This is a genomic window from Mycoplasma seminis (genome assembly GCF_030718845.1).
Classification (GTDB): Bacteria; Bacillota_I; Bacilli_A; order Mycoplasmatales; family Metamycoplasmataceae; genus Mycoplasmopsis; species Mycoplasmopsis seminis.
The window spans coordinates 874,107-899,094 of the sequence record NZ_CP132191.1 but is presented as its reverse complement, the minus strand read 5'-3'; the positions used below and the strand labels follow the sequence as shown (position 1 = coordinate 899,094).

Here is a 24,988-nt window from a genome sequence, read left to right as displayed (position 1 = left end):
GAATTTTCAAGCTATATTTGCATATCAGCTTTTCAAGCGCTGAATCTGACGGAGACTGCATCTCTTTTAGAATACATCGCAAATAACATTCTAGTTTTTCTTTCTAGCAATGTAACTAAGCAATATTTACTTGTCTTTTTGAACTGAACAGTATCTATTTCATAGTGTCCAAATTCTTCTCTTATATTTATTTTTTCTGAACGCTCGTGAACACTTTTTGCAAATTTTAATTTAGATTTAATTTTTGCTTTTTTAGGTTTCTTTAGTCTGCTTTTTGCGATTCCATACTTTCTTTTTAAAGTAAGTATTTTATATTCAAAATCAACATAATATCTGTCGATATATTCATAAAAGCCCTGTACGGTAGGAATAAAAACATTTTGTAGATTATTTTCTTTTACATAATCCTCAAACTTATCTAATATTTTTTGCAACGAAGTTTTTCTATAATAAACAAGTTGTTCGCTTGTTAGTCTTTTCTTTTCGGCTGTTGTTAAACTTCTATATTCTTTATGTTTGGAAATTAAATCTTGCGTAAATTCGTGTAATGGTTTTCATTTTTCTAATGATGTTATTCTTTTTCCATCCAAGGTATTTTCTCTTGTATAGATTTTTGATTTGGTTCATTCGTTTATTGAAAGGTACAAAAAGCACCAACATGTCTTTTGCAAATTTTGCAGAATAATGATGTTTGGACTTTATACTCCTCAGATGCTTTTTCAATTTGTTCCCTAATGGTTTTAATATCACAAGACATTTGTCTTGAAATCTCTAAAAGACTTCATTCATCTTTTAATTTATTGAACAAATCTTTCATTTTTTCTATTGTAAATTCTCTAGGTGAATACTGTTTGATATTTTGAATTTTAGTATTTAACATCTTAAGTTTTGATTTATCTAAATACGGTCTTAAGACGTAATGACTATAACGAGTTGTAAATTCAGTTGAGTATTTTGAATTTCTAGATTTAGCTCTAAATTTCAAACAAATTAAATTATTTTGGTAATGTTTTGCGTTTGATAGCATATAATAATAGTGCCTCCTTTAGTATTTTTGAATTTACACACTTATTTTACATTAAGGAGACAAAAAACATCGGAATCTTACTAATTAGTAGGAAACCGATGTTTTAATTTTGCACACAAACTTTGGACTACTACCAAATAATATGCTAATAAAGGGAACAATTTAATATATAGCAGAATATAAAAGTATGAATTCAATGCAAAATATCAATATATTTTAGAGATTATTAAAGATTTTTTAAAGGTTATGAATTATGAAAAGAGTGACAAAATACAGGTTATTCTACAGCCTTATTTTGAAAATAAACAAAAAAGCCTAAAAATAATATCTAGAAAAAATATATTAGGCTATTTTATTTGTTATATCTAAAGATAAGTTTAATAAGTCTATATATAAATCACCTTTATTGGAAACGGTATATTGACTTACTAAATCATTAATTTGAAATACATTGTAATTTAGTTTTAGTTTCTTAATTAGAAAAATAAAGCATGCAGTAGTCAAATTGTTGTTTTGTGCCTTTACATATGGTCCAAAATTATCTAATGTTTCTTTAATATTCATATTGTTTTCTAAGCAAAATAACTGCATAAACATTAAAATTTCGTTTTTAATATCGTATAAATTATCAATTCATTTATAAAATTCATTATATTCTTTGGAAGATTGGATAAATTTTAAAGCATCATATGCATTTTGATTTTGATGCATATCAATTTTATATTCCTCTAATAATTCATTAATATTTATTTCTTTTAATTTAAGATAAGGTGATTTTTTATAACACATAATTTCATAAGGAAGATTGATTGTAATACATTGAATTCAAATTTCAAATGTTTCATTAAAAGATATTTCTTCTGCTTGAATTATTAGGTTTATATCTTGCACATAGTTCTGAATTTTTCTTATTTTGAATTCACGATTTTTAAAATTTTTAAATAAATTTGTAAAAAGCTGACAAATTTTAAAACCAAGCATATATTTAGCATTTATAAATTTAATATCATTAATTGTTGTAATAAAACTTGTTGGAATTTGTTTAAAAATCATGCATTCTAAATTTATATTTTCATTTTCAGATATCTTTACTAATAATGAATTAAAAAATTCATGATTAACGATTTCATTATCTATTGTTAATTGTTTCTTTATTTCATTTCAAAAAATGCTTCTCTTAAATAAATTTTCATCTTTCAAATCTAACAAAATATCAATATCATTAGGTTTTCTTGATATTATTCCTTGAATATATAAAGCATGACTACCTTGAATAATTACTTTATTTCCTAGTTGTTTTATGATATTTGAGTAATTTTTTTCTTTTGAGCGCATTAAAATTTTCCCTTTCTTTTTAATTCTAAATCATTAATAAATAAGAAAAAGAAATTATGGAAAACTAATTGAGAACAAATCACAATTAAATTGTCTGAATACATTTGAAAGATTAAATCTTGACATACTTATTTTTTAATATTATTACCTTATATTTGATTAAATGTATCTGATAAAAAAACTAACAAATTGGTAGAAAAGTAATGTTTTATTTCTAGGTTATTGCCCTGATATAACTTGATTTGCTTCTATATAAGAATATAATTAAAATATAAGGAGGATTATATTTGTATTTCACAAATACACTCATTATTTTATGATGAAAACAATTAATTAATAATTTAATATAAATTTATATAAAAATTTGGAGATGTTCATGAACATAGAAATAATCAAAGAGTATAAAAAAGAATTAGATTTTCAAAAATTAAAATACATTGAAGATATTAATAAAATCATCAATAATGCTGATTTTACAGAGTTATATCTGCAATGAATAAATCAACTCAGCGATTGAGAAAAGAATAAATTATTAGTCACTTATGATTTAATCGATGATATAAATAAAAATAATTTTTTAAAAGATTCACTTTTATATAAAAACATCGAGAATTCTCTTGAATTCGGAAGAATAAATATATTGCAGAGAACTTTTTCTGATGATGATAATGCAGAATTCATTAAATTAAAAATTATTAAAAATGAAGTATTAAATAATTTAAATAGAATATCTGAAACATATGATAAAACTTCTGAACAATCATATAATTTAAGTGAATCGATCGGGAATTGAGGAAATAACTTTGGTCTTAAGACAACATTCATGGGGATACCATTGCTATTTATTCCGTCTGCTGCGGGAAACATACTTGGCTTAGGGTCATCAACACTTGGTATAATAACTTCCGCATTCTCAAAGAGCCATTATAATGATTTTTCTAAAGATGCAGAAATGTTAATTCAAATAAATAATTGCATACAAGAAATCACAACTAATATGTTGTCTTTTGTTACTGGTTTAAAATCTTATCCCAATAAAGAGAAATATAAAAATTTTGATGAAACGCTTGCTCAATTTAAATATCTCAATAGAATGTACGACGCTATTGAAAATCTTATTAGCATAGTTGAAAATTTTGAAAAAAAATATAAAAAGATTAATGTCGAAAATTTTATAAAAGAATTGAAACTCGTTAAGAGTATAATCGAAAAAGAAAAAAGATGATTATATAATTATTGTGATTCATTTATCCCTAAATATGCAGGATATTAATTATGACAGAAAAACAAAAATCTAGGTTTTTAAAACTGAATATTTGCGTTTCGTTTTTATACGGCTGTTTGCTATTATTTTGCGTTTCGGTTTTTGATTATTTTTTAATATCAGCTGTTTTGTCTTTTATGGATAAGGGCATTAAGAGTAAGGGATTACATAATCATTGAATGTATATACTATTTATAGTTGTTATTATTTTATGATCTATCCCATCAGGATTATTTATGTTTTGCGGAATTTTTGAAATTATATTTAATTCTTTATATAGATTCCCTGAAAAATGACGCTTTCTTAAAGAAAATAGATTTCCAAAAAGAAAAAATAAACTTGAGTTATGGTTGTATAAATATGTTTATCTTAAGCCGAAAAATGAAAGCAATCAATTGGAGTTTAATCAAAATGTCAATATAAATAAAGTTAAAAAAATAATTATGTGATTTTTTATACTTTTCTGTATTTATTACTCTTCAATTTTAGTTATAGTAATATCACTATTAATATATGGATTACCATGATATACGTGTGCAGCATTTATTTTTGTATGATTTGGTTTTATTCTATAAATTAAAAAGCTGCTAATCCACCTAAACAGTGGGTTAACAGCTTTTTGTAGTTCCTTGTTATAATAATATTGCTTCAAAAAGAAAGGAACCACACTTATTATATGTTAATCGAGAATAAATATAATAAAAAAGTATTTTTTGTATAAAAATTGAGGAGCAGGTTTACAAGACTGTTGCATTAAAAACACAAAGAGAAGCATACCACCATTTTGTGATTATGGATTCATTAAATAATGAAAATATAAACAAGATGCATAAAGAAATAAATAGCATCAGAGAACAGAAAATCACAAATTTTAACATTGAAAAACTCGCAATAATGTTTAAACATTTTGAAACAGCAAATTCACTTACTGAAATTGCAAAATTGATGAATATATCAAATAAAATTTTGAAGCAAAATTTAAAACTAGCCACATTAAATCTTAAAGCAGAAAACTCATATAAATTCTGTAGTAATTGTGGAAAGAGATTAACAACTATTTTTAAAGTTTCACATCATGAGTGATATAAATATAAAATAGAAAATATTAAAAATCCAGTTGAACAATTAAGGCAAAATACCTTATTAAAATGAAAAGATATTGTTCGCTTTTCAAAATACTGAAGTAAACAACACAAACGAGTTAAAAAACTTTTATCTAAAGGACAACAAATTTCTATTGATGAAAAGAAATTTGAACCACTTATATCTGTTGCTACATTTCTTGATTATTATAAAGAGCAATTGGAAGATAAAAATGCTTTTGTCCCTACACCGCAGGCTTTTTATGACTTTATGGATTGTGATTATGTACATGAAATAGATTTTTCAATATTTATTATTAAATCAAAAAGAGGAATATCTAAAGCTCATTGAGATAAACAGCAAAATAAGAAGAAAAAGCCAAAAGGAACTCAATCAACAAAGATTAATTTTGGAATTTCTATACATTTAGCTCCGCTATCTATAAGAAACAGAGAAGAGTTTGGTCATTATGAAATGGACACTGTAATACTTAATTTAAGAGCTAAATGATGTATTTTAACATTGCTCGAAAGAAAAACGAGAATGTTATTTGGGATTTTAACACGGCGAGATGCTGAATTGGTTAAAGAAGCGCTTATTACACTAATTAACCATCATAATTTAACAATATTATCTTTAACCATTGATAATGGTTCTGAAAATGTAAAGTTAAATGAAATTAAACAAATACCAGTTATTTATAAGTGCGATACATATTCTTCATGACAAAAAGGAAGCATAGAAAATGCTCATAAAAAAATCAGAAACTTTTTACCAAAAGGCAAGTTTCCTAGATATGTTAATGATGAATATATTTTTCAAATGTTTATCGCAATAAACGACCAATATAGAGAGTATATTGATGATAAAACAGGTAGAAAAATAAGACTAAAAACTTCAGAGTTTTTCAATAGTTTTATTTAAGAAAAATATCGCATTTCCAGCCCCGGCTGTGTTTTTGCATACTCTTTTTGCAAATTTAGTAAAATTTCTACAGCAATATTGAGGAACTACTCAATTTTTCCCTTTGGTGGACGTTCAACTTTTTAATTAATAGGTTTTATTCTAACATATGGTTTATCAATGAATAGAATTATTGTTTATCATATATTGCAAAAAAATAATTTAAAAGCTTCAAATTTAAATTTTAATTCTAAATTTTGAAATTGATATATACGGCTTAACTCAACATATCCATATTGAATATTTAGATATTGATATCATGGATGACAAGCTATGGAAAATGGGTATAATGAAGATTTGGAGATTAAATTATTATAATAATACTCATTTAAAAAGTTATTTTTACTTGTATTAAAAATACATCAGCATTATTTATCTATGCTGATAAAAAAGATTAAAAGCAACAGTTTTCAATAATGCTATTTAGGAAAAAAATATATTTCTTTGCTTCATTTATATTTAAGTTTGCGCAGAAACTTGTCACAGCTTTAAATATTTATTAATTTATTCTTTTATTGAACATTCGATTTTTAATTAAGAGATATAAATAAACCCTTAATAATGGTTATTATGTGAAAAGGAAAAAAGTTTGCAATAATAATATTTTATAGTCATCATTTTATAACATAACAACATAAAAATATATTTAAATAACTATAGAAGGAGATTAAATTGAACATAACAATTAATAATGAATATAAAAAGGAATCCGAAAACCTACAATTAAATTGCACTGAACGAATTAATGAAATTATTAATAATTCAGAATATATCGAAGTATTCATGACTTGAATTAACGGACTAAATGATTGAGAAAAAAATAAATTATTATATCTTTATGATTTAGCTGATGATGTTAACAAAAATAATATGTTTAAGAGTTCTGCTTTATATAAAAGTATAGAAGCAAAGCTAGAATTTGGAAGAATTAAAAGTTTGGATAAAACCATTAACAACAAAGAAAAAGATGAAATTTTTAAATTAAATTCAATTCAAGATGCAGTATCCAACCAATTAAAAAAATTATCTAATTGACATAAAGCAGAAGCAGACAGGCTAGCACATAAGAGTTATGTAGAAGGATTATCCGGCAATACTGTGGGGTTATTAACGCAAGTAGGCACAGGTTTTGCGTCCAAATATGATTCAGACAAAGTCACAAAAAATAAAGAGATTTTCTCAGAGCTTAATGATTTTGCTTGCGGAATATCAAAATATTTAAAGGTTTTATCTGATAATTTTCAAGATTATCCGAATAAAGAGAAATATACTACATTTGATGAATCTATTAGTCAATTTAAATATCTCAATAATATGAAAGAGGCTATTGAAAATTTACTTATAATTGTAGAAAAAATAAAAGAAAGATATCCAAAAAGATATAAGGAATATAATGTTGAAAGTTTTAAGGAACAATTAGAATTGGTGAAAAAAATAATCGAAAAAGAGAAATCATGGTTATATAACTATAGCGATTCTTTTATTCCTAAATATGCAAGTTATTAATTATGATAGAAAAGCAAAAAAAGATTTTTTTAAAAAGAAATATTTTTATTTCATTTTTAGGCGGGTTGTTTTTCTTTTTAATAGCATGATTACTCACAATATTATTTATATATTTGAATCATTATTATGTTCTGAATTATTTTATAGCTGATAGTCAATCTATTTATGAAGATTGAAGATATGTTTTATTTGATGTTATTGTTATTTTAATGACAATCCCGTGAGCTATATTTACGTTTTTCACCTGTTTTGAATTATTCTTTAATTATATTTATAGATCTTTTAAACAATGACGTTATATAAAAGAAAATAGATTCCCAAGCAAAATAAATAAAATTGAATTATTAGTATATAAATATTTTTATGTTAAGCCGCAAGAAGAAATGGAGAATAGTATTCTTGTTTCAGAAATAAGAATCAAAAGAATCAAAAAAATATTTAAGTGATTTCCTTATATTTATCCGACTTATTACATTATTCTTTTAATTTTGGATATAACTTTGCTAATATCTGGAATCAGTCCTTTAATAGGAGGGTTTTATATATTGTTTTGAGTTGCTTTATCAATTCCTTTCGGTATATTAATAAATAGATCGATTATTTACCATATATTACAAAAGAATAATTTAAAAGCATCGCAATTTATTTTTAATTCTAGATTTTTAAATTGATATATAAGATCTAATGCAATATATCCATATTGATTATTTGTTTCCTCATACAAGAAATGAAAATCAATAAGTAATGATTACACTGAGAAATTAACTTTTCAATTAAAATAATGTTTCAAAATCAGCAATTAATTCTTGCTGGTTTTTGTATAAAAAACCTGTCTTAAAGAATTAAGACAGGAAATAAATTATTTATTTGGCTTTTCTAAAAGAAATTCATTTTTTACAACTGTTATTATATTTTTGACTTCTGGGATTAAGTCACCTTCAATAATTTTAAGAGCTATATAACTTTCTAAATGTTTTTGAATATATCTTTTAATTGGTCTAGCACCATATTCTGGATCATAAGCATCTGAAATAATCTTATCTATAACTTTTTCATCAAAGTCTATTATAATAAGTTTATTTTCATAAATCCGTTCTTTTAATTTATTAAGCTCTAAACGAATAATTTGTCTTAATGCTTCGGTTGAAAGTGGTTTAAATTGTACTATTTCATCAATTCTATTAATGAATTCAGGTTTCATAAACTCAAGTAATATTTTTCTAAGTTCGTTAAGTGGTACTTCACCATTTTGTTTAATAATTTCGCTAGCAGCTAAATTAGAAGTCATAATTACAATTAGATTACGACAGTTAATTATTTTTCCACTCGAATCATTAATAATACCGTTATCAAGTAATTGTAAAAATACATTTAGCACATCAGGGTGGGCTTTTTCGATTTCATCCAGTAAAAGGATTGTGTACGGATTTTTTCTAATTTTTTCAGCTAAAGTACCTGATTCATTAAATCCAACATACCCAGGAGGAGCGCCAATAATTTTAGCAACTGAATGTTTTTCCATATATTCGGACATATCTAAACGAATCATTTGTTTTTCACTATCAAATAATTCATAAGCTAATTTTCTAGCAAGTTCGGTTTTACCAACTCCAGTAGGCCCAAGGAATAAAAAGCTTGCTAGTGGTTTATTAGGGTCATTAATATTAGCTTTAGTTCTTAAAATAGCTTGTGAAACCAATTTAACAGCCTCTTGTTGTCCGATTAAAACCTTATTAAGATTTTTCTCCATATTAATTAATTTAGTTTTTTCGGTTTCAAGTAATTTATTAACTGGAATCTTAGTTCATTTAGAAATAATTTGAGCTATTTCTTCTTTAGTAACAATATCTTTAATTAAAGCATCCTTACCACGGGTCTTTTTCATTAATTCTTCAAGTTTGGCTTGCTTTTCAGGTAATTCACTATATTTAATTCGAGAAGCTAATTCATAATTACCATCATTTTGAGCATTATTCATTTTGAACTTAAGATTTGATATTTCATTTTGCAATAGTGAAATATCATTTAATTGCGCTTTTTCATCATTTCATTGTTTAGTTAGTTTTTCAATTTGCTCAGTTAATTGTGCGATTTTATCATTAAGTTCTAAAATAACAGCATCATCTTTTTTATGGGATGATAATAAAGCGGCTTTTTCAACTTCGAGTGTAATTCTTTTTTGTTGAGCAACTTCTAAACTTTCGGGTTTAAAATTCATTTCAGTTTTAATAGTAGCAGCTGCTTCATCCACAAGGTCAATAGCTTTATCTGGTAAAAAACGATCGGTAATATATCTATTAGATAAATTAGCTGCAGCAATTAGAGCGTTATCATCAATTTTTACTTTGTGATATTGTTCAAGTCTGCTTTTAATTCCACGTAAAATAGTAATTGTATCTTGTACACTAGGTTCATTAACATCAATTCTTTGCATTCTACGTTCAAGTGCAGCATCTGTTTCAATATATTTGCGGTATTCATCATAAGTGGTTGCACCAATTAAATGCAATGCGCCTCTAGCCATAAGCGGTTTTATAATGTTAGCCGCATCCATTCCTGATGAAGAACCAGCTTTACCGGCTCCTATAAGCATATGAATTTCATCAATAAATAAAATAATTTCATTTTTAGATTCTTCTACCGCTTTAAGCACTTCCTTAAGGCGTTTTTCAAATTCTCCTTGATATGAAGCTCCAGCAATTAGTGAGGCTAAATCAAGTTCAATAACTTCAGCATTTTTTAAGTTTTCAGGAATTTGACCTTCAAGGATTTTAAGAGCAAGTCCTTCAACAATAGCCGTTTTACCTACACCCGGTTCACCGACAAGAACAGGGTTGTTTTTAGTTTTCCGACTTAAAATACGAATCATTCTTCTGATTTCTTCATCTCTACCAATAACTGGTTCAAGTTTATTTTCTTTAGCTAAATCAGTTAAATTTCTACCGTATTTTTTAAGCGGACTTTCATGTGGTTCATATTGCATATCCATATTTACCTCCTAATAAAATTCTATCACTAATATGGAAGGTATATTAAATGTATAATAAAGCAAATATGTGGTGCATAAGTTAAATATTTAAAATAAAAAATATTAAAAATGTGGAAATTTCCACAATTTTATAGTAATTTTTTCATATTTTGGCTATATTACTAAAATAAGACTATACTTAAAATAGTTAATAATGGAAAGAGGCCAAAATGAAGATTAAAAAAATTTTAATTCCAAGCTCTGCTATATTGCTTTCAGGAGTAACAGTATTAAGCATTTCGGCACAAACTAATAAAGAAGCTGAAGCTTCAAAAGCTTATGAATGAAATCCAGATGTGAAAATTAATATCAATCAAGAACAGCTATCAATTTTAAGAAATTTTTATTCGCACTATTATAAGAAATTAGGTGTTTCGGATTGGTACAGAGATTTTAATTCTGAAAATATAAATCAATTATCACAATTTAATAAAGTGGGGATATTAGAAGTTGATAATAATCAAATTAAATATTTACCTTCTACAAAGAAGAATTTTAAAATTAATTATTTTAGCACTCCTGATAAATATGATCTGACAAAATTACACGGGACGGCAGTTGCTTCTGTGATAGGAGGGGACACTGGTATTAATCCTGATGCTAATATTTATTATGCAGGAATGACTAAAACAAAATGAGAAAGCTTATATACTTGAGATAATATATTGAGAAAAAGATTAAATTGATTTGTTGAAAATGGTGTTAATGTTATTAACATGAGCTGAGGTCCGAGATTTGAGTTTAATCCTGAAGTGAAAAACTTCAAGTTAGAAAAATTTAATACACATAAGAATGTAATAAAGAGAAAAGATTGAATATCAATTTTAGATCCTGAAGAGGTTATTGATAATTGAGAAACTTATACCCCTGCTGAAATAAATGGTATCATGAATAAATTAAGAAGCAATTACCTCGAGTATAATGATTTTATTGATTACTTCAAAAGTTTATATTACATACAGAAATATCAAGACGAAATTAAAGCTGGATTTAATTTCGAATATGCTACTGATAAAATCTTGGAAGAATATGCAAGTAAGTATGATTTAATAATTTTAAAATCTGCTGGTAACGAAAATGATGAAGACAGAATGTCGATTTATAATAAAATTAAATTAATCAATAGCAAGTCATATGAACAAATCAAAAATGAAATTATTGTAATGTATGAATTTCTAATAAAAGATATTAAATTTCGTGATTATTTACGAAATGATATCTCTAAAGCAACAAGCCATAATGATTTAAAAAGATTTGATGAATTATTATATTATGTAAACTACTTATATCATCATAATTTAGATTTATATAAGTTATTCCATAAGAACTTGTACACAGATTTTGTTGATACAGAAGCAATGTTAAAAGCTTTTGATGATATGTTATATAAAAAAGATCCTAAAAATGTAATTTATGTGGGTGCTGTTGATTTAAACAATAAACCTACAATATTTAGCTCTTTTAATAATTCTGTTTACAGCTCAAAACCATTTATTAGTGCTTACGGATCTTTTCCTTTACCATATGATATTCTTTCAAAAAATAATAACCTTAATTCTAGAAAATATAAACTAATAAATTTTACTAATGTTTCTCAACACAATATAAATGATGAATATATTCAAACGTTAAGCAAGCTATCAAGGTTTGCAGGCACAAGTATGGCTGCACCTATGATTGCTGGTCTTTTATCTCTTTACCAAACGAAAACTCAACAAAAATTATCTATTTCAGATGCGATGCTATTATTATCTACATCAGGTAATTATGCAGCAACAACAATTGAAAAATTTTATTCTTATGATTTTGATTTTAATGTTAATAAAGAATTTTGAAGATACAATCACTCTAAAAATAAAACTGGCTTTGGAATTCCTAAATATTTTAATATGCTAAAAATTAACAATCAAGAATTAATCAAACCGTTATTTAGTGATAAAGTTTCTTCACATATCGAATTTAAAGATAATAGATATTGAATAAATAAAAGCTTTTCTTCTGCTGATCTAAAGAATTATGGATATATAAATAATTTGGAATTAACTATTTCATTTGAAAATCCCTCATTAAATGTTTTAGATCATTATTTCGAGGATATCTATTCCACAATAGCTACTCCAATGGAAAAGAAAGCTTTACAAGTTATAATGTCGTTAATGACAAATACAAAAGACAGTAACTATCATTTGGAAAATTTATTAGATTTTACTAGCAGATTACAATTTTATGACTCTGAGAATCAAATTTATATAACGCGCGAAAAGAAAAGCAATGCTATTTATGCTTCGACTGAAAAAGTATATTATGGAAAATATAAATATGAAAATCCTACATTTGATATAAAAATTTCGCTCCCGCAATTTTCAGCAATATTGGAATTACTAGATAAAGAGATTCCTACTTCATGATTTAATAGTTTCTTGGGCAAAAAAGTTGACTTTTATCCTGAACTAGATTTTGTTAAGGAAACATTTAAAAAATATTACATTAAATACCTTGACGAAAAAGCTAACATTAAATATGTACTAAAAGTAAATGAGGCACAATATGAAAAAAAGAATAATTAAATGACTTTCAATTTTATCTCCTACAACTATCCCTTTAGTAGCAACGGTTTCATGTTTACCGGCTTATACTGATATAAATGATGTTTTAATGCAAATAAAAGGATATCAAAACAGAATTCATATGGGATATAACAAATATTTTGATATGGGGAAAGTGTATGATTTTGTACGCTTTGTGCAATGGCTTCAAAAAGATAAATCATATGAACAAGAAGCTAAATTATATCTTAAAGAATTAAATAAGACTGTAAGAATTATAAATTCTACTTCGAGTCGTTATAGTAAGTTAAGTCAGTCACAATGATTAAATATTAATTTAGTTAATAATTATCTTCAAAGAATCTTACAATCAGATTTGTATCGACATTTGGAAAGATGATATGGTAATGTAATGGTTAACGCTGTTGCTATTAAGGAATTTAAATATTCAAAGATTAGTAATTTGCAACCTATTTTTAGTGATAACTTTAAATACTTTACAGATACAAGAAATATTAAAGAAATAAATTTATTAAATGAAATTAAAGAAAATAAAAATAATTTAAACTTAAAATTTGATTATGTTTCAAAAGCTAAGATTTTTACAAATTTAATGAGTGGTTTAGAAAGTTTGGATAGTAATGCAATCTTTTCTGATATTTCTAAAACTGCTGATATGAAAAATTGATGAGATAATGAAAATCAAATTTTTAACAAACATTTCCAAGGAAATGTAGAGGTTGAATTCTTTAAAACAACTAAATACAAAAATGCTCCGTTTTCATATTTCAAAAATAATCAAGCTATTAATCCTGTTAAAAATATCAAAATTCAAGAAGTTGTAATACCAAATAGAAAGAACTTAAAAGAATTATTAAACGATAAAACTTTTATTAATTCATTATCACCTAGCTTAGATAATTTAGAACAACGAATTGCTGAGAATTTTGACCCAATATACAAATATAATGAAATTTTGGATAAGAATGTTTTTGACCCAAGTGAAGTGATAGAAAAATTAAATCCTAATGTTAAATTTTTCAAAATTTCATTACCATTACATGTTACAAGCGATAATCCGAGAGAAAGTTTAAAAGTTTATAGTTTTTATAATCAACCAAATAGTATATTTATTGAATATACACCATCACAATTTACTTTGAGTAACGAAATGAATAACAAAGATTTTATTTCATATGATGATTTTGCTAAGAAATATTCAAATCTGTTTGTTGACCAATACAAAAGAGCAACAAGTTCTTTAGATAAAGAAGCTTATTTAAATTCACTATCTGATTCTTTAGTAAATAATAAAATCAATATTCAAGGGAATTATAAAGCCGACAATAGTAAAGTTTTAGATAATTTGGAAATTATTGTACCTATTATAGATAATGGTAAAGAACCAAAAATATACTTTAATTCAATGTTGGATAATATAAATAAATATACTGGCGAAATCATACTTCCTAAATCGTTTGAATATAACACGAATATGTTAAAAGAAGAAAAAGAATACTTTAGATACGAAATTCAAAGAAAGCTAGAAGACTCTTGAAAAATGCCTGATCCACAACCATATAATTTAAATATACTATATGATTTAACTAACGAAGAAATGCTGAAAATCTGAAAAGAAAAAGGCTTTGAGCAAAAGAAATAAAACTTATTCTTAAAAAATAAATACTAGTGATATCTTGATTTAGGACACAAATGTTGGCCGTATTGCACCATATGCTTTGAAATAGCATATGGTGTTTTACATTCTGAATTTCTTTGTAAGCTTTTTTGTATTATATTAATCAACAATACTAAATGATTAATTGGAGTAATAATTCTAGTTATCTTATATATAAGATTCAAGCAACGTGCAGCACTCACAGCTAGGGCTAAAAGTGAATTTACATTCTTGAATTTTTTAAAAATATACTAGTAATAGATTTTTATCAGAGGATAAGAAAAATCCGTTAGGAGAATATCCTAACGAATTTGTGATTATTTTTTAGTTAGTATTAGTAACATTCCTGAACTTCAAATTAAAGCAGAAACTATAAGGAGTCACGCTCATCATGGGAATGAATTTGAAGCTTTAATATTTGAAATAATAGCAGATTGGAATACTTTATCAATATTTTGGAATGCTTCTGATTTAACTAAGTTTTGAATATTGCTTACATCTTGTCGAGTAATTTGATTTTTACCTTTATTTACTATATTAAAGTAATTATCGCTAGCAAGTTGTTCTTGGAATGCTTTGTATTTATTATTAATATTATCAAGAGCACTGATTGCTTGATTAAATGCATTAGAATCTTTATTAATTAATGCAGTTACAGCATTTATAGTATTGTTTGCTTGTGCTTTAAAGGCATTTAATTTATTATTGTATGCTTCAATTAAGGCTTTATTTGTTGGTGAAGAAGCAGTTAAATCATTGCTTGATGTAATTGCGTTTTTAAGATTTTCTAATGCATTTGCATATGCTGAAGAATCCTTAACATTTGAATTTAAGTATTGTTCTAAAGCATCAGAAAGATTCTTAAGTTTACTAATTCCATCAATTAAAGCTTGTTGATCTTTAAGATTATTACTGTTTGCCCCATTATTAATTAATCCATTTAGAGCATTATTTAATGAATCAATTGTACTTTGTGGGAATGAATTTCCATTTAATGCATTATTAATTGCATTATTTAAATCGTTAGTATTAGATGCAATTGTATTATTTTGATTAATAGCATCTTGGATAACTTTTTGTGCATCAGCATATGAAGTTTGTTGGTTAAATTCATTCTTAATTTTATCTTGTTGTTCAGGTGAAAGATTATTAAGTCCATTTAAGATATTATCAATTTGAGGTTGCTTAATACCATCATTATCTTTAAATTCTTGATCAGAGAATTGTGACATATCTTTTTTAAGTGCTTTAAGCTTATCAATTGCATCTTGTAATGCATTTGTTAGATCTTTATTTGTGGTTGAAGATTGCTTCTTAGCTTCAGCTAGTAATTTATTAGCTTGAGCAAGTTGATTATTATAAGCTTGTTGCATTGCTTTAGTAGCATTATAGAATGAATTGCTGTTTGGATAAGTGTTTAAATCATTTAGGTCATTTTTAGCATTGTTAATAATATTGTGGTAAATTTCGTTACCATTTAAAGCATTAATTGCATCAGTTAATTCTTGTTGTAAATCACCAATTGCGCTTGCCTTATTGTTTTGATATACAATTCCATTAGTTTTATTAATTACATCATTAACTGTTTGCATTACTTTATTAAATGCTGCTTGTTTATCGATATCTGCATAAACATATCCAATGTTTGAAATAGGATTTGCTTTTAAACTTTCAGGAATTGTAGCTACGTATTTATTTAAATCATGCATTGCACCATCTAATGCGTTTGCTTGTTGAGAAACAGTGTTTACATCACCTATAGTTGTAGCTGAAATAATAGCTTTTTGTAATGCTGCTTTTTGAGCATTATTAATTCATTTAAGGTTGTTTAAATTATTTAAGGCATTAATTTGAGCATTATTTAATTCTTGGATTTGAGCTTGTTTATTAGCATCCTCTTGAGAAATATTTGCATTATTAGATGCTGCTTGTGACTCTGGTAAAGTAGGAGTAAATCCTTGTACAGGTGAAGTTAAACTTGGAGCATTTTGAATTGCGATATCAAGTTTGTTACTATTTACTCTATGGTTAAGATTATCTAAAGCATCTTGCATTTGTTGATATGTTGCATTTGGATCTTGTAATACTTTAGTTGCATTAGTAATAGCATCTTGTAAATTATTTGATTTAGGATTAATATTATTTGCTTTGCTTAATGCATCTTTTAAAGCATCCTTCAAGGCGTTTTGAGCTTGTTGCACAGATTTAATTACATCTTGCAGTGCTTTTGCAGCATCATCATATTGTTGCTTACTTAAATCATTATTTGCATGAATACTATTTGCACTATTAATTGCTTGTTGTAATTTATTAATTAAATCTTGTTGGGCTTGTGAAATATTTCCATCAGGTTTTAAAGTATTAAGAATATTATTAGCCTTATTTAAAGCATCAGAAAGATTTTCTTTATCTAAAGCATTTTGCAATTGTTTTTGAGTTTGATTAATTTGTTGTGTTGTAGTGTTTTTGTCATCATAAACTTTTTGAGCTTGAGAAATTGCATCTTGTAATGTTTGTGAAGGATTTGCGATGCTGTTAGCTTTATTTAAAGTATTTTGAAGATTATTTAATGCTAGAGCTTTATTTAATTCATCTGCTTTAGTATCAAAGAAGTTTTGATCTTGAGAAGTATATTCACCGTCTGGATCATTAAGCATTTGAGATGCTTTATCCATTTCATTAGAAAGCTCAGGTGAAAGTGGCTTAATAGCATTGCTATTTACATTATCATAAGCTTGGAATAATTTTTCCTTCTTGATTGCATCATTTAATTTAGATAATTGTTCTTCATATTGTGAAGTGCTTGCGTTAGGGTTATTAGCAACACTTTGTGCATTGTTTAAAATCATATCTTTAAATGATTGTGAATTTTTTAAAGCTTCAGGCAAGGTATTAATAGCATTTTGCAATTTATTTTGAGCAGCGAGTTTTTCAAGTTGTGAAATATCTTCAATAATTTTAGCTGCTTTTGCTTCAGGATCTTTCACATCTTCTTGAGCTGTTTTAATAATGTTTTCTAATGCTGGATTTTTAGGATTAATATTTAAAGCATCTGCAATTTTTTGGCTTAAAAGATCTTTGAGTTGTTGAAGTAATTTTTCAGCCATTGTAGTTACTTTATTTAAAGCATCTGCATCAGCAACATACTCAGCTTTAGTTTTTAAAGGAGTAGCGGCTAATTGATTATTTGCGATGTCTAAAGCTTTTTGCAAGGCATCTTTTCTTTCTTCAACACTTAATTCATGATCTTTTTGATCTTCTGGAATTACAATTGAACCATTATTAAGCAATTGCATAACATCATTTGCTTTATTGATAGCATTAACAAGAGGTTCTTTAGTTGTTGCTTCATGTAATAAACTGGTTGCTAATTTAACAATATCATCAACTGAACCAGTAGCAGCTTGCAATGCAGGTGTTTTAGCATTTTTAAGGATTTGTTTTAATGCTTCTGAAGCTTGCGCTTCATCAATATTGTTGTAATCTTTTACAGCATTAAGGATGTTTTGAGCATCATCATAAATATTTTGATATCCTTGTGATTTATTTTTATCATTATTAGCAACTGAAATAGCTTGTTGTAAGTGGAAAATATCTACAGCAGTATTTAATTTATCTGCTTGTTGTTTAATAGTTTGCTCTGTTGTATTAATATCATCATTTTGATATTGGCTTGCAGCCGTTGCAATAGCTTGTTGTAATTTATTGTATTGTTCACGGTTTCCTGGATAAATAGGAAGCGGAATTGAACTAGCTTGTTCAAGAGCTTTAGCTAAAGCTTCTTTATGAGCAATGTTTAATAAATTATTCTTATCATCTTGCAATATTTGATTTTGTTTAATAGCACTTTCAGCTGTAACCTTATTATCCTTAAGTTGTTGCATAGCTGTGTCATAGGCGTTTTGAGCTTGTGATAATGCTTGTTGCAAGTGTTTTGAAGCCTCAGGATTTTGTGCCTGAATTTGCTTAATTGTGTTATCTAAATCAGTAGCTGTATTAGTTTGAGATACAATACCAATTTGAGTTTTTAAATCATTAATTTGTGCATTAGGGTTGTTAACTAATTCTTGAGCTTTATCATATGTTGCTTGGTTATTTGGAAGTGAATTAGGAAGTTTTTTACCTGCATCAATTAATTCTTGTAATTGCTTTTTAAGATCATTAGCTTGCGATAATGAATTCATTGCATTTTGTAAATCTTGTTGAGCTTGAGCAATTTGTTGAGGTGTTGCAGATAAATCATTTCTAACTTTATTAGCATTATTAATTGCGTCTTGAAGTTGAGTATTATCATTTGCACCAGTAATTTTTCCAGCATCATCAATTAATTTAGAAAGTGGTTCTTTTTTAATTGCATTTTGTAAAGCATTAATTTGTTCTTGGTATTTAGCTGAATCATTTTGATCTAATGTACCTTGAGCTGACGCAATTGCATTTTGAAGAAATGGAGATTTTGGATCTATCTTATTTGCTTCGTTAAGTGCATTTACTAGTTCATTACGTTTAATAGCATTATTTAATTGATCTACAGCACTTTGTACTTCGCTTGGTGTTTTAACTGTATTTAAAGCATTATTTGCTGTTGTGATAGCATTTTGTAATTCAGGTGAAATAGGTTTTTGTTCATTAGCTGAATTGATTGCTTTTTGAAGTGAATCTTTCATCACAATGTTTTGAGCTTGTGCAAGTTTATTATCCAAGTCTTCTTGTGATTGAGGTTTACTTAATCAATCAAGAGTTTGCTTTTTGAATTCTTGGGCTTGTGGTGAAGATTTATCATTAATTTTATCTAAAACATCTTTAATTTGTTGAGTTGTAATAGCTGTTTGAAGTGCCTTAATCGCGTTATCAAGGTTTGTTTTTTGTTTATTTACAGTACTTACGTTTGCATTAATTCCATCACCTTGATTTTGTGGATTGATATCAGTAGCATCCTTGAGTTCATTATTGAAGTTGCTTAATGCTTCGTTTTGAGGCATTTGTTGAATAATTGCTTGATACTTATCTTTTAAAGCGTTTGCTGCTGTAATTGAATCTTGTAAGTTACCCATTGCTTCATTTAATTCTTTAGCTTTCGCAATAATAGGAGCTAATGAATTAAATTCATTTACGCTAGATGCATCTATTTGAGAGTTTAAAGCTTGTTTTTGAGCATTATTTAAATTAGGTTCAGCGGAAATTTTATCTTTTACTGCTTGTTTTAAGGCATTAAGTATCTTATTATATTCAGCATCTTTTTGTTCCTTAGTAATATTTGTAGGCACATTAGAAACATTTGTAATTTCACTTACTTTAGCTGGTGTAAGGTATGAAGAAATGCTTGGATCAATATTTTTAATATCATTAAGCAATTCTTGCTTGTATCCATTAAGAGCTTTATATTGTTTATCTAATTCGTTATATAAATTAGTTACTTCTTCTGGTGAAATATTGTTAAATTTAGCAAAATCGCTAGGACTTACAGCATTATATGCAGCCATAAAAGTATCTTTATTTGTTGCTAATTTGAGTAAATTAGTTTCTTGTGGTGTTCCAGGGAAAATAGTTGTTTTAATTGTATTAATTAAACTATTTAATTTTCCGGTAATTTCATTTAATTGGATCAAACTTTGTTTATTAAGATTTGCGCTTAAATCATTGTGTAATACATCATTTACATTAGCAAATGTGTTTCCAAAGAATTTATCAAGTGCATTAATTTTATCCATAGTAAATACATTATCACCCTTAATTGCAGTGGTTAAAGCTTGTTTTTGTGCACTTGTTAAGTTTGAATAAATTGTATTAGCTGAATCAATATTTGAAATATAAGCTTGTTTATATTTATTGATTTGAGTTACTTCATAATGAATACCTTGTAATTTATTTAACACTGATGGGTTTTGACCAGCTTCAGTTAAGTAGAAGTTCATTTCACCATCTTGCAGTTCTTTTAATGCGGCAGCAATATCTTTTAAGCCTTGCTCAGAGATATATTGTGCATTTTTTTCTGCTCAAGCTTGAAGTTTAGGAATAATAAATTCTTTATTTCAAGTTTGATATACACTTGCATCAAGGTTTAAATTATTGCTATCTTGATATTTAAAAGTTGCAGGATTAAAGATATCGCTATGTGATTTAATAAAGTTATCAACATCAGCTGGACTTCAAAGTGCATTAGCATCTTGCCCCATGTTAAAGTATTTATTAGCAAATTTTTCTGGGTAGTGAAGTGCTGCTTGATATCTACCATCTAATTTAGTAAATAATTCATTTAATGAAGCAATTAATAAATCAAGTTTAGATGAATCATAAACAAATTTATTATATGGGCTTGGTTTTTGCAACATTGTAGGAATAAACGCTGCTGGAATATTTAAATCATTGTTAGTTGTAGCGTTTAAATTATTAGGCACTGCTGGTAATGAAACTTGTAATACTTGCATTAATGTTACAAGGAATGGGAAAAGATTTTGACTATTTTGTGGTAAGGCAATATTTGAATCCTTAATTCATTCTAAAGCATGATCTTTATTACTAATTCCATAGAATTGCCCATTACCAAAAATATAGTCAGGATTTTGATATGTTCCATTAGTATTTTGGTATTTGTTGTCACTTATAGCACTTGTAATAAGGTATTTATTAAATAATGCTACTAGTTGTTTCATTTTGTCTAATTCCGCATTTAATTCAGTATTAATTTCAATTAATTTAGGATCATCTTCACTATTGTTTGTGGTATTGCTAATTAATCATTCAAAATATTGGTTAGCTAAGTATGTTTCTTGTGCAACGTTTAATCCATTTGAAATACTTGGAGCATCGTCTTGGATTTTATCACTATCACTAGATAGGGCATCTAATCATTTGATAGCTAGTGGAATTTTTGCAGCCCATAAGTCATAGAATTGAGCAACTTGTTCTTGTGTTGTAAATTGAGTTTTGTAAACAGCTGCTCCAAATGCTTGAAGTAATTTATTTCCAAAAGTAAAGAATTGAGGTTGAGCTAAGTTTCAAGGCTGGTCTTCTACTTTAGGGTAAGAGTTATTTCCGTTTGCTAGATTTTTAGCAGCACTTTGTCATCAGTAGTTAACTGAACCTGAAGCTATTGTGGTGTTAGGGATATTATAAACATAATATTTATCTTCGCTTACTTCATAAGGAAGGTTAGGGTGTGTACCATTTGAAGTAGTAATTGTTAAATCATCTTGTTTAACTGTGATTAAGTTATTTAAATCAATACTGTTGGTGTAAGTGAATTTGACAATTGATGCATATTGTTTTGTTAAACTATTATCTTTTTGAGAATTTACTAAGTTTTCAAATTTAGCAGCAGCAGCAATTATTGCAATTTTTGCTTCACGTAATGTGTAATTTTCAAGTAATTTATAATCAGGGTTTGTAGATGTTAAAATTTGATCTAATTCATTATTAGCTCATTGTTTTTCTTGAGCTGATATATTTTCTAAACCATTAATAAAGGCTTTAGCATTTAAAATATCCACATTAATTGCTTGATAAGTTGTTTGAATTGCGACTGGATCAAATTGTTTATTGTAGTTTAGAATAATGCTTTTTTCTGAGTAAGCTGGATCAACTTGGGCATTTCCTGAATATATTTTTGTAAGTTCATTTAATAATTTTTCAGTTTCATCTAATTTGGTTGTGAAAGCGAAATAAGTTGAAGTTGAATCAGTTGAATGAATGTTTTTGTAAGTTTCACCCTTAACAACTACATATTTATTATAGTAACTTTGCGCTTCAGAAATCTTTTGTTGTAATGAAACTAAAGCTTGCACATAGCTAATTACATCAGCACGCTTAGTTAATTTTAAAACTGTATCTTTAAATGCTGTTTTGTATCCGTTATTAAATGAAGTTAATGCATCAATTTTACTGAATGCTTCAGTAATAAATTCAGCTGAAGTTTGATTTTTATTTTCAAATCCTGGATAAGCTGCATTCAAAGTATTTAATGCTTCAGTAGTAGCGTTTACTAAGTCTTGAATTTTCTTAGCTGAATCATTTGAGTCCTCAACAGTGTTGTTAACAAAACTTGGAGTTGAAACATCTTTTCATTTAGCTAAAGCGGCTAGAGCATTTTTTAATTTAGCTTGATCTTCTGCTGGTGCAAAAATGTAATTAATGTAAGCTGAAATTTTATCTTTAGTTTGACTTCCGACTGCTTGTTGGTAATTATTAAATGACATAAAGTCTTTAGTTACAGCATTAGTTGCATCGTTTGGAGCAGCTTCATAAGCGATAACTGGATTGTATAATGCTGAATTCGTTTGATCACTTTGTGTAGCATTGTAATCAGCTTGCATTAAAGTATTTAAGTATCCAATTCAAGCATCATTGTTAAAGTCTTTAGCTTTTCAATCATTAAAGACTGCTTCATTAAATTGATCTTTTTGAGCTTGTAATAAGGCTTGATTTTTAAAGTTAAATGAAGGGTATAAAACTCCACTACCAGCTGCAGTTCCGTTTACACTTCTAGCTTTTACAATTTCACTTAAAACAGTAAGTTTTTTATATCCATCACCAAAGTTTCATTGCACAGCAGATTCAAAACGGATTACACCATCATTTTCCATTGAAAATGGATCTAAATATGTTCCTCCTAAGTTTCCATCTTGTGGTGGATAAGCCGCAAGGTATTTAGTTGTAAATCCAGATTGTTGATCAGTTGAGAAGAAGAAACTATTTAAGTCTGCATCTGTATTAACTCTTCTAAGTCTAAGTTTAGTAGGATCTAAGAATGCTGAAATAGGTGTTCCATTTGGATATTGTGATGTCATTCAATTTAATGAAGACATTTGTTTCATTTCTTCAGGTCATTTACTTACATCAGTGGTAAATTCAAGATTAATTGTATATTTTCCACCTTTTTTAATTGCTGTTTTAAAGGTATCTCCCTTACCTTGGTTAATAATTTCTTGTGGAAATTCAGCGATTTTATATTTGTCGCCTCATCATAATTCATAACTATAAGCATTAGGTAAGAAATATGTGTCAATATTATTTTGTTGTAATATTTGGTTTGAAGCTGGATATTCTTCAATTTGGATTTTCATAGTTCTATAATCTGAACGTTTAAAGTTTACAGATTTTGAGAATACTGCATTACCATTGTTATCCATTGAGGTATTATATTGTCCACGGTAAAAGTCCATGATAGCTGTAATACCAGAAGTATCTTTATCATCATACACGAATGGATTTGAACCATTAGCACTACTATAATTTACATTATCAGTAGTTTCAAATTCCATAATAACTGTAGGAGCTGTAGCCCCGTTTCTGTAGTATCATGTACCAGTTGACATTTGTCCATAAATTACTGAACCTATATTTTTAAGGTTTTTTACATAGGCAGAATTTGGATCGCTATTTGCTGGTAAAATACTTCCTTGTAATCATCCATATTGTTGACTCGGAGTTCCGGTTCCACTTCCTTGCTGAATATCAGTGACTGTTTGCAATGAAGTGCTTGGATCATCAATAGTTTTATATCATAAGTTATTAAGTTGGTAAGCATTTCAATATCCGTTTGAAGCTCAATCATAACCTGGTGGGTTGTATTGGAAACTCTTTTCAGTGTTATTATCAACCGTAACTACTGAAGTATTGAAGTTTTGTTCAAGGTTTCAAGAGTTATTAGCTTCATTTGGATTATTTGGATTAGCTTGCATGACAACTGGATAGTTGCTTAAAGTTGGTTGTGAATTAGGATCTTGAATAAATTCTCAAGAATTCCCAATTTGTCCATTACTTGGTTGAAGTTCAAAATTATTGTTTTTGTAAATAACAGACACACGAAGTGAGTTGTTAACTAATTGTAAATCCTTAGTTAGCGAAACACCAAAACGTAAGTTCCCAAATGCATCTGGTGTAATACCTTGACTTGCATTTTGAACATTAGTGTATTGTTCTGGGTTTTTAGGTGGATAAAAGTTGTTGAATGTTGCTCTTCATCTTCTGGTTTTTGGCTTACTCATGTTATAGTAAACATTTGAACTATTTCAATCTGAATTTACTCCAGGAGTTGTTTCGACAATGTTGACGACTTGATTAAAGCCTAAGCTCGCAACACTATTAGGTCCTTTTTGTGGATTTAGTGAATTAGTTGTAAGTAATGTGTGATACCAACCAGCATTGAAGTAACCTGCACCATTTGTTCAATATGTCGAAAGTGTACCATTTACATCACTAAATTCATAGTTATCACTACTTGGAGTAAATGGAAGATAGTATGGGTCAAGATTATTTTGTGGTCCTGTTTTTGTAAAGTCAATGTACTGATTGTGTACATAGCTTCCAGTGAATTCATCTGTAGCACCACCGCCAAATGTAACTACAGTATTACCTTCAGTGTCAGCTGAAATAACAGCAGCTAATGGGAGAGTTAACGCTGTAAAACCAGTAATTGGTAATAAAACTTTTTTGACTGCTTTTTTCATATATCCTTCTTATTTTTTTTGTGTTTTTTAGTATACATGCTGTACCATTCATATATACTCATAATTATTATATAACAATTAAAATTGTTATATAAAGCTGGGCAATGTTGAAA

Annotated in this window: 12 protein-coding genes; 7 read left to right on the top strand and 5 right to left on the bottom strand. The window is 27.2% G+C overall.

Annotation, left to right across the window (positions count from 1 at the left end; genetic code table 4):
- Positions 1-11 precede the first annotated feature (11 nt).
- The 3 genes from Q8852_RS03715 to Q8852_RS03705 form a co-directional block, all read right to left on the bottom strand.
- On the bottom strand, positions 12-647 hold the full coding sequence (locus Q8852_RS03715) for a hypothetical protein (RefSeq protein ID WP_305937838.1): 636 nt from the start codon (positions 645-647) through the stop codon (positions 12-14).
- Positions 632-1,027, bottom strand: a complete 396-nt coding sequence (locus Q8852_RS03710) for a hypothetical protein (RefSeq protein WP_305937837.1) — start codon at positions 1,025-1,027, stop codon at positions 632-634. Before Q8852_RS03710 ends, Q8852_RS03715 begins: the two co-directional genes overlap by 16 nt.
- A 342-nt stretch (positions 1,028-1,369) precedes the next feature.
- Positions 1,370-2,362: a hypothetical protein gene (locus Q8852_RS03705; RefSeq protein WP_305937836.1), complete on the bottom strand. Its 993-nt coding sequence runs from the start codon at positions 2,360-2,362 to the stop codon at positions 1,370-1,372.
- A gap of 376 nt (positions 2,363-2,738) precedes the next feature.
- Between Q8852_RS03705 and Q8852_RS03700 the strand changes: the two genes are divergently transcribed.
- From Q8852_RS03700 to Q8852_RS03680, 5 genes are all read left to right on the top strand, one after another.
- A complete protein-coding gene (locus Q8852_RS03700) occupies positions 2,739-3,635 on the top strand; it encodes a hypothetical protein (RefSeq protein WP_305937835.1) in 897 nt (298 codons plus the stop codon).
- Positions 3,636-3,637: 2 nt separating this feature from the next.
- A complete protein-coding gene (locus Q8852_RS03695; protein ID WP_305937834.1) occupies positions 3,638-4,201 on the top strand; it encodes a hypothetical protein in 564 nt (187 codons plus the stop codon).
- Positions 4,202-4,418: 217 nt separating this feature from the next.
- Positions 4,419-5,633, top strand: a complete 1,215-nt coding sequence (locus Q8852_RS03690; protein WP_305937833.1) for an IS30 family transposase — start codon at positions 4,419-4,421, stop codon at positions 5,631-5,633.
- A gap of 711 nt (positions 5,634-6,344) precedes the next feature.
- On the top strand, positions 6,345-7,178 hold the full coding sequence (locus tag Q8852_RS03685) for a hypothetical protein (RefSeq protein WP_305937832.1): 834 nt from the start codon (positions 6,345-6,347) through the stop codon (positions 7,176-7,178).
- A 2-nt stretch (positions 7,179-7,180) separates the two neighbouring features.
- Entirely contained in the window at positions 7,181-7,960 is a 780-nt protein-coding gene (locus Q8852_RS03680) for a hypothetical protein (RefSeq protein WP_305937831.1), read from the top strand.
- Positions 7,961-8,037: 77 nt separating this feature from the next.
- Here the strand turns inward: Q8852_RS03680 and Q8852_RS03675 are convergent, their stop codons facing one another.
- A complete protein-coding gene (locus Q8852_RS03675; RefSeq protein ID WP_305937830.1) occupies positions 8,038-10,167 on the bottom strand; it encodes an ATP-dependent Clp protease ATP-binding subunit in 2,130 nt (709 codons plus the stop codon).
- A 209-nt stretch (positions 10,168-10,376) separates the two neighbouring features.
- Between Q8852_RS03675 and Q8852_RS03670 the strand changes: the two genes are divergently transcribed.
- Both Q8852_RS03670 and Q8852_RS03665 read left to right on the top strand, forming a co-directional pair.
- Positions 10,377-12,773 (top strand): S8 family serine peptidase, encoded by a 2,397-nt coding sequence (locus tag Q8852_RS03670; RefSeq protein ID WP_305937829.1) that lies wholly within the window; start codon positions 10,377-10,379, stop codon positions 12,771-12,773.
- Positions 12,754-14,415: a hypothetical protein gene (locus Q8852_RS03665; protein ID WP_305937828.1), complete on the top strand. Its 1,662-nt coding sequence runs from the start codon at positions 12,754-12,756 to the stop codon at positions 14,413-14,415. The genes Q8852_RS03670 and Q8852_RS03665 overlap by 20 nt, the downstream gene beginning before the upstream one ends.
- Positions 14,416-14,747: 332 nt before the next feature.
- Here Q8852_RS03665 and Q8852_RS03660 read toward each other — a convergent pair whose 3' ends face one another.
- Positions 14,748-24,875 carry a hypothetical protein gene (locus tag Q8852_RS03660; RefSeq protein ID WP_305937827.1) on the bottom strand — a complete coding sequence of 3,376 codons (10,128 nt, stop codon included), beginning with the start codon at positions 24,873-24,875 and terminating at the stop codon, positions 14,748-14,750.
- Positions 24,876-24,988: the final 113 nt, after the last annotated feature.